The organism is Psychrobacter sp. (genome assembly GCF_035469765.1).
Taxonomy (GTDB): Bacteria; Pseudomonadota; Gammaproteobacteria; order Pseudomonadales; family Moraxellaceae; genus Psychrobacter.
The window spans coordinates 1-9,171 of the sequence record NZ_DATIRM010000087.1; the positions used below are offsets into that span (position 1 = coordinate 1).

4 protein-coding genes and 1 pseudogene are annotated in these 9,171 nt (G+C 43.2%); 4 read left to right on the plus strand and 1 reads right to left on the minus strand.

The features are described from left to right. A pseudogene (locus VLN09_RS02390) lies at nucleotides 1-135 on the minus strand (protein TolQ); the annotation flags it as partial. 517 nt (nucleotides 136-652) lie between these two features. Here VLN09_RS02390 and VLN09_RS02395 point away from each other — a divergent pair. The 4 genes from VLN09_RS02395 to VLN09_RS02410 all read left to right on the plus strand — a co-directional run bounded on the left by VLN09_RS02395 (nucleotide 653) and on the right by VLN09_RS02410 (nucleotide 9,093). Continuing rightward, nucleotides 653-1,948: an NCS2 family permease gene (locus VLN09_RS02395; RefSeq protein WP_325243615.1), complete on the plus strand. Its 1,296-nt coding sequence runs from the start codon at nucleotides 653-655 to the stop codon at nucleotides 1,946-1,948. A gap of 760 nt (nucleotides 1,949-2,708) precedes the next feature. Continuing rightward, complete coding sequence (gene putA / locus VLN09_RS02400; protein WP_325243616.1) at nucleotides 2,709-5,951, plus strand: bifunctional proline dehydrogenase/L-glutamate gamma-semialdehyde dehydrogenase PutA; 3,243 nt, start codon at nucleotides 2,709-2,711, stop codon at nucleotides 5,949-5,951. Nucleotides 5,952-5,962: 11 nt separating this feature from the next. Continuing rightward, complete coding sequence (locus tag VLN09_RS02405) at nucleotides 5,963-6,655, plus strand: 1-pyrroline-5-carboxylate dehydrogenase (protein WP_325243617.1); 693 nt, start codon at nucleotides 5,963-5,965, stop codon at nucleotides 6,653-6,655. Between the two features lie 767 nt (nucleotides 6,656-7,422). Then, entirely contained in the window at nucleotides 7,423-9,093 is a 1,671-nt protein-coding gene (locus VLN09_RS02410) for a xanthine dehydrogenase small subunit (protein ID WP_325243618.1), read from the plus strand. Nucleotides 9,094-9,171 lie beyond the last annotated feature (78 nt).

Sequence of the window (9,171 nt, forward strand, 5' to 3'; positions counted from 1 at the left end):
AGTGCCAAGACGCGCACTCATGCGAAAAATAATCACCCAGCTGACTAACGATGCCAATAACAACAGAGCCATGACGATCTGAACCAATAGGCTCGCTTGAGTAATAAGGTCGATAATATTTAATGATTCAGGCATGTAGAGGACTCATGGACAATTAATAATAGCCAATCTAAATGGCGCATTCATATTAACCCCCTAGTGTACTGTTAATCTTGGTAAATATCATTAATAATGTGTTAATTGGGCAGTGGATAGTTTTTTAAAATATAAGGTAGACAGCATGGTTATTATGGAATACTGTCCATCTCGTCAACTAATTTGTATCCTCACGTGCGTAAGGAGTTGTCATTCATTGAAATTGTAAGACAACTTCACTAAAATGTTATGGTTTGTTGCTGTAATTTTCACGGTGGTTTTACATTAGGCAAATAGTGTGTGGCTAAAGGACTAAAAGCATCATCTCTAACCTTAGTATATAGGCGTCATTTACAGTCGCAATTTGGAAGCGTCATTTATCGTCGCAATTTGGGTGTATCTTTTTTATGTTTGAGTTAAAAGCGGTCTCTATCGTCGCAATGTGGAAGCGATATTTATCAGTACAATTTTATTTTTATAATGATAATTTACTTACTGCAATTTGGAAGCGACTTTTATGAACGCAATTGAACGATATTTTGGGATCAATGGTGAGAACACCACGATCAAAACAGAGATTTTAGCTGGCGTAACCACGTTTTTAACGATGGCTTACATCATATTTGTTAACCCTAACGTACTTGCAGATGCAGGTATGGATAAGGGCGCGGTATTTGTAGCTACCTGTCTTGCTGCCGCGATTGGTTGTTTTATCATGGGGTTTTATGCCCGTTTGCCAGTAGCGCAAGCACCAGGTATGGGACTCAATGCCTTCTTTACTTATGGCGTGGTTTTGGGCATGGGCTACACTTGGCAAACGGCGCTTGGCGCGGTGTTTTTGTCTGGCTGTATTTTTGTCCTACTAAGTTTATTTAAAATTCGTGAAATCATCATTAATTCTATTCCATATAGTATCAAACAAGGTGTTGTTGCTGGTATTGGTGCATTTTTAGCCTTTATCTCGTTACAGACTGCTGGCGTTATCGTCAATAATGATGCGACGTTAGTGGGTCTGGGTGATATGACCTCGTTTGCACCAGCAATGGCAGCGCTTGGTTTTATCATGATTGTTGGCTTATCTCATAAAAGGGTACCAGGCGCGGTTACGATTGGTATTTTGCTGGTTGCCCTAATTAGCCTTATCACTGGTAATACGCAGTTTGCAGGTATTATCTCAGCGCCGCCGTCTATTGCTCCGACACTGATGCAGCTTGATATTGCCGGCGCGTTTGATGTGGCGATGATCAGTGTTATTTTTGCTTTCTTATTCGTCGATTTGTTTGATACGGCGGGTACGCTGATTGCAACCACCACTCAAGCAGGTTTGATTGGTAAAGATGGTAAAATCCCGAATATGGGTAAGGCGCTGTTAGCAGATTCGACGGCGACTGTAGCAGGTACATTACTAGGTACGTCATCGACGACCAGTTATATTGAAAGTGTTTCAGGTATCGCATCAGGTGGTCGTACTGGATTGATGGCTGTGACCGTTGGTGTGTTATTTTTACTTAGTGTATTCTTTTCACCACTCGCTGGTATGATTCCAGGATATGCGACAGCAGGCGCTATTTTTTATGTGGCTGTATTGATGATGCAGACGTTAAAGGACGTTAAGTGGCATGACTTAACAGAAGCGGCGCCAGTCGTGGTCGTACTGTTGTTTACGCCTTTGACCTATTCTGTCGCTGACGGTATTGCGCTTGGCTTTATCACCTTTACTGCCATCAAGGTAGTGGCTGGTAAATTCTCTGATGTCAGCATTCCTGTTTGGATCTTGACAGCGGTATTACTTGCTAAAATCATCTTTATCTAGCATTTTATATTAACTGATGCAGGGTTTTAGGCACAGCTGATATAGATATAGCAGTAAGGTGCAAACCCTTCTTATTATTAGATGATAAGAAGGGTTTTTTTATGCTTAATATTCCTGTTGTTTGGCGATAGCCGTGCCAACTGTTTGATTCATAAAACAATTAATGGTGAATAGTAAATCTGAAATTATAACCAAAGCGTCACATTTATATATACGTGAATAACTCTATGTTTTTTAACACTATTATAATTGGCTAAAATGCGTAATATTGTTAGTTTGAAAATTTGTTTCATGGTAATATGCAGATATTAAGCGCATCACCTCAATCAACGCCGTAGAGGTTTTTCTTATCAGTGAATCAGCATTGCATATTGTCATTTTACATTGCAATCACTCTCCTTTCACTACTAACAAGAAGAAGGCACTAATGCCGCTTAGTTTTATGTTGTTGCCTTTGTATTGTTGACGTAGTCCGTTGCACAGTCAAACGATCTACTTGACCTTTTCCAGCTTATGCTGGATTTTCTCGTGTTTTTAATACTGTTGTTTGCTCTATTCATTATTATGTATGTTATCGACGCCGAATCACTCACGCTGCTTAATGGCGGATTGTGATTGATTGCCTTTCTTGATAGGGTAGATAATGAAACGTCACAATGTTTTAGCGTCACAATATTTAAAAGTCACAATACCAAAAAGTCTTAATGTTAAAAAGCCCCAGCGCATCACTTATGATGGATTTTAAAGTTATGGAGTTGTTATGAACCCAGTAGAGCAATTTACCCCGCAAGAGCCGATTTTATTTAATCCTATCGATTTGTTGTCACCAGACTATATTGCTCAGTCGTCAACAGAGCTGCATGCACGTATATCGCCTTTGTATAGTGTTGATGAAGAGCGCTGGTTGACGCAGTTGTTGCCACTTGCCAAACCGACAGATGCGGAGCGTGATAGTGCTACCATGCAGACACGTCAGTTGGTCGAGCACGTACGTAATGATGGTAAAGCGGTAAAGATGGTCGATTCATTATTGCTTGAATATAGTCTTGATACCCAAGAAGGTATCTTGCTGATGAGCTTGGCAGAAGCTTTGATTCGAGTACCAGACAATTATACTGCTGATGCGCTGATTCATGACAAAATGAGCGTGGCTGATTGGAAAAAACATCTAAAAAATGACAATGGTTTTATGGTCAATGCCTCAACGTGGGGCATGATGATGACGGGTCGTGTGGTGAGTATCGATAGTGATACCACGGCATCTGGGTTTTTGGATCGTATGACTAAAAAGATGGGCGAGCCTGTCATTCGTAGTGCTATGCAAAAAGCCATGCGTATCATGGGACATCAGTTTGTACTTGGTGAAACCATCGAAGATGCTAATAAAAACAGCCAACCGTATCGCAATAAAGGCTATACCTACTCCTTTGATATGTTAGGTGAAGCGGCAATTACTCATAAAGATGCTGAAAAATACTTTAACGATTATTTGCATGCCATTAAAGCGACGGCCAGTATCAAAGTTAAAGAAGGGATGCCAAAACCTTCAGTTTCTATTAAGCTGTCCGCGTTGCACCCGCGCTATGAAGCCACCCAAGAAGAGCAAGTCATGGGGCTATTGCGTCAACGCTGCTTGCTATTGATTGAAGCAGCACGTGAGGTCAATGTCGACCTCAGTATTGATGCTGAAGAAGCCGATCGTCTTGAAATATCATTAAAATTATTTGAATCTCTATACCGCGACAATCTAACAGCCGATTGGGATGGCTTGGGCTTGGTCGTTCAAGGTTACTCAAAGCGTGCGATTGCTATTTTAGCGTGGCTTGCACGCTTGGCGACTGAAGTAGGCGACCGTATTCCTGTACGTCTGGTAAAAGGCGCTTATTGGGACACCGAGATTAAGCTTGCTCAGCAAAAAGGTCTCTCAGGTTATCCAGTCTGGACGCGTAAAGAAGGTACGGACACCGCTTATCTGGCTTGTGCACGCTTTTTATTATCAGAGCATTTGCGCGGGTTAATCTGGCCACAGTTTGCTACTCATAACGCGCATACGCTTGCGTCAATCATGACTATGAGTTCGCACAGAGACTTTGAGTTTCAGCGTCTGCATGGCATGGGTGATGCGCTATATGACCATATCTTACAAGCGTATAAAATCCCTGTGCGTATCTATGCACCGGTTGGCGCTCATAAAGATTTGCTACCATATTTAGTACGTCGATTGCTCGAAAACGGTGCCAACAGCTCATTTGTCCATCAGCTATTAGACAAATCTTATCCGATTGATAAGCTAACTGTGCATCCATATGACAAGCTGCTTGCCAATGCAACGCTGCATAACCCAGACATTCCATTGCCGTTAGCTATTTATGGTGCGCGCCGTGCCAGCTTTGGTCCCAATATCTTTGTAGAATCGCAATGGATACCGTTTAAAGCGGCTATTGACCGTCATTTGCATAAGACTTGGTCAGCGACTTCTGTTATTAATGGCAACGCAGTCAGTGATAATAAGGTAGATGGCGACACTCATCAGCTTGATAAACAAGCCGTACGTGCGCCTTGGAACCATGAAGTTATCGCTGGTGAAGTTGTTTATGCTAATGCTACTATCGCACAACAAGCAATTGCGGCGGCAGTCGCTGGACAAGGCGAGTGGCAAGCTGTTGCTGCTACTAAGCGTGCGGCGATACTGCGTAAAATAGCGGACTTATATGAAGAGAACTATGCAGAGCTGATGGCATTATGCCAAGTTGAAGCAGGTAAAACTCTACAAGACAGCATTGATGAGATTAAAGAAGCGGTGGATTTTTGCCGTTTCTATGCCGATGAAGCAGAGCGTTTGGATGATGTGGCTTACGAGTTTACCGATTTGGCAGGCAAGCCGTCGCGTCAAATTTATAAAGCACGTGGTACCTTTATTTGTATCAGCCCTTGGAACTTTCCATTGGCTATTTATACCGGTCAAGTGGTTGCAGCGCTGGCTGCGGGTAATACCGTGGTGGCAAAACCTGCCGAACAGACGAGCTTAATCGCTCATTTCGGTGCGCAGTTAATGTACCAAGCAGGCGTGCCTGCTAGTGCGCTACAATTTGTCACTGGTGCAGGCGACGTTGGCGGTGCATTAACGGCTGCTGACAATATCGCTGGCGTGATATTTACTGGCTCCACCCAAACGGCACAGCGCATCAACCAAAGCTTAAACGCCCATGCTCAAGTAAATGGTGAGCTGCCTGTGTTTATCGCTGAGACCGGCGGACAGAATGCCATGATAGTGGATTCAACGGCATTGCCTGAGCAAGTGGTGAGAGATGCAGTGTTATCTGCCTTTGGCTCAGCTGGTCAGCGCTGTTCAGCGTGTCGTATCTTATGTGTACAAGAAGAGATGGCAGATGATTTGATTGAGCTGTTGCAAGGTAATATGGCTGAATTGGTCGTTGGCAATCCGCTATACGCGACCACAGATGTGGGTCCAGTGATTGATATCGATGCCAAACGTGGACTTGAAGCGCATATCGAACGCATGCGCGCTGAGCCAACGGCTACTATTTTGGCGCAGACACCGATGACTGACAGCTCAATGGTCAGTCAAGAGCAGGCAACGTTTGTATTACCAACGGCGATTGAAGTAAAAAGTATCGATGTGATTGGCGGTGAGCATTTTGGTCCTATTCTGCATGTGCTACGTTATGAAGCGCGTGATTTGAATAATCTGATTGATGCCATCAATGCAACCGGTTTTGGTTTAACTCTAGGGATTCATAGTCGTATCGAAAATACCGTAGAGCATATCGAGCGACGTACGTTTGTCGGTAATACTTATATCAACCGCAACCAAATCGGTGCGGTCGTAAACGTACAGCCCTTTGGTGGCTGTGGTCTATCGGGTACAGGTCCGAAAGCAGGTGGTCCGCACTATGTCGCTCGTTTAATGACATTAACGACTGAGCAGTTAGCTGCTAAAAACAACACGACCGAAACCAACACTCAAACGACAATCGCATAAGGAGTAGCACTATGGCAACTGAATTCAAAAAAAATCATGGCCAAGTTTGTGAAACTTGGCGTTTACTGGGTGCAGTGAACCGCGCCACCTATCTACAAGAAGCCACGCCAAAACTGGCATTGCTGACGGGTGATGCTAATAAAGCAAAGCGTCTGTTCAATCATTTATTGAGCGCCGCACCCATGCTGGATGAAGAACACCGTATGACTGGCGCGACGGGCGAGTCCAATGACTTGTACGTAACGGGTCGCGGTAAGACTATGGTTATCGGTAGCGAATCTGCCCGCGCGATGGCGGTACTTGGACAATTGCTAGCGGCACTATTAACTGGTAATGAGGTGATATTGCATTGCCCAAGCCAAGATGAGATGTGCATTGCAGCGGCAAAAATACTCTATGAGAGTGGCATCAGCGATGATGTACTGAGTGTTGCCAATGACTCGCAAACAGTGACGCTTTTATACATCGATCGTCTCGCGCAAGTTGCTGTTTCCGGTAATCGACAAGAAGTGCAGGCTGTCAGCCAAGAGCTTGCCAAGACCGATGGCATGTTGACGCAAGTCATTAGCGTCACTGATATGGACGGATTATCAGAGATGCTAACGCCTGATTACCTTTACCGCTTCGTTACTGAGCGCGTAAGAACCATTAACACTACCGCCATCGGTGGTAACGCGAGCTTGTTGGAACTGGGTACAGAGTAACAACTTAGTATAGGTAACTTGGCATTTAACAATCTTATAGACAGTTAAAAGATTGACTCATTGCCAATAAAATAATACCTATAACAGTAAAAACGCCGGTCAGTAATTATTCCCAGAAATTTGGTGAGTAGTTGCTGATCGTTTTTTTATGCTTAAATTTAATAGATGACTGTAGACTAAGAACCGTTAAGTGTTTTAGCTGACAAGGAGTGATACTATGAAGTTTTCTGGCTTTTTAAGCGAAATGACACATTTTTTTGAGTTGTAAGTTAAATAAAGATAGTGATAATATAAGTTTAACCGTTTAGTCAGCAATTATTCACTTAATGGTTAATAACCCCCTTTGACACGGAATGTTGATGTAAGTTAAGCCACAAAAGGATGTTTTAACTGTGCTTATATTCCTCGATTTTCCGATAGGGTAGTTAATCCTATACCTAAATCCTTATTATTGCTTTTATATTTATTGTAGATGCTCATGCATCACTGGTAAATCAAAAAGCTCAAACCGCAAACAGATTAAGCCTGAGCAAGTCAGTAGTCAGATAGGCAGTCAGCTTATTCAATACACGTATAACTCTCAGTATTGATGTAGGTATGATGAACATCATCGTATAAATTTTATTAACATGGTCATTAAGTACTCACTTAAGGGTAGGGCATTTGTGCGCGGCTATCCTTTAAGATACTGATTGTTAGAATTTATTATTCGATTAAAGATAAAGCAGTCTTTTATCTTCCTTTTATTCTGACAGCTGAGCATTGCTATGATTCATTTTTATTTGAACGGTCAATATAAGCAATTAACTGACCTCAATCCGAATACCACGGTGCTTGAGTATTTGCGCTTGCACGAACGCCAGACTGATACCAAAGAAGGCTGTGGCAGTGGCGACTGCGGTGCCTGTACAGTGATGGCGCAGCGCTTACCTACCATCAATGCAGATTCTTCTGATGCGCCTTTTTATACGCTAAATTCCTGTATTACTCTCCTATCGTTAATGGATGGTCATCATCTGATGACGGCTGCTTATATTGCAGACAATCCTAAACATCATCCAGAACGTGCTTTATTGCATCCTGCGCAGCAAGCGATGGTCGAATGCCATGGCTCGCAGTGTGGATTTTGTACGCCTGGATTTGTGATGACACTAGCTAGCACCTACGAGAATCATCGTTTGCAAGTCAAAAAAGGGGTGATTACTGATGATTTAAGCTACGATGATATCGTTGCTTCAATTGCCGGGAATCTTTGCCGCTGTACAGGTTATCGTCCCATTATCGAGGCTGGCTTGGCGATGAGTGCTATCGGTAAGCAACGAGATACGGATCAGACCGTTGCCAAAGATTTGAGCATTTATTTGGCAACCGATGCGATGGCAAGTAGCAAGCAGCAGTACAAGCAGCCTTCATCTTCTGTAACGACAACCAACCTCATTGAGCCTGCACTGACACAAGATTCGCGCAAGCTGTTTATTCCGCAATCGATTGATGAGCTGAATCAAGTGCTATCTGCTAATCCAAAAGCGACCATTTGGGCAGGCGGTACAGATTTAGGCTTAAGTGTGACGCAGCACTTAGTAGATCATGATGTTATCGTGCAACTGTCAGCGATAGATGAGTTAAAATCTTGGTCACTGCAAGCGTTAAGCCTAAATGCTGATGAGCAGTCAAAAAGCGATAATGAAGTACCGTCTTTAGTATTGGGCGCTGGCATGAGCTATAAGAGCATGCTGCCTATCCTTAAACAGCATTTCCCTGAATTCGCCAATTTGTTTGAACGTATTGCTTCTCCGCAAATCCGTAATATGGGCACCATCGGCGGTAATGTCGCTAATGCCTCACCGATTGGCGATTTGCCTCCCATTCTACTGGCATTAGATGCTCATATTCATCTGCGTCATTGCGCTGCTTTTGAAAGTTCGGATGTTGATAGTGCTGCTGACAATACCAATGCTAATAATGTCTATTCAAATCAAGGGTCTTGTATTGACGAGATCATTCCTTTATCTGAATTCTTTTTGGATTATAAAAAAACCAAGCTGCGTACTGGTAGTTACGTGGTTGCCCTTCATATTCCGCTGATGCAAGACCATCAGTATCTCTATATTCATAAGATTAGTAAGCGTTACGAAGATGATATATCAGCGTGCTTGCTTGCTGCGAGACTTGATTTGTCAGCAGATGGCATGACTATCCAAAATGCAAAATTTGGACTTGGCGGCATGGCGGCGATACCTTTATTGGCGGCAGAGTGTCAGCAAGCGCTGATTGGGCAAGCAGTGAATGTTGCCAGTTTTGAGCAGGCGGCACAAATGCTATCTAATGATGTCTCGCCGATGACTGATGTAAGAGCCAGCCGTGAGTATCGTATGCATGTGATGCAGCGACTGCTTATCAAATGCGGTAAGCAATTGGTTGCTGATGTGCGAACGTAGATGCGTAAGTAAATACATAAGAAGTAAACACGGCAAGGTCTAAATAGACAGCCACAGTCTTTACACTTCCTGGATTAT

Coding starts and splice junctions, on each gene's coding strand:
- VLN09_RS02410 (WP_325243618.1), top strand. CDS start 7,423: ATGATTCATTTTTATTTGAACGGTCAATATAAGCAATTAACTGACCTC.
- putA (WP_325243616.1), top strand. CDS start 2,709: ATGAACCCAGTAGAGCAATTTACCCCGCAAGAGCCGATTTTATTTAAT.
- VLN09_RS02395 (WP_325243615.1), top strand. CDS start 653: ATGAACGCAATTGAACGATATTTTGGGATCAATGGTGAGAACACCACG.
- VLN09_RS02405 (WP_325243617.1), top strand. CDS start 5,963: ATGGCAACTGAATTCAAAAAAAATCATGGCCAAGTTTGTGAAACTTGG.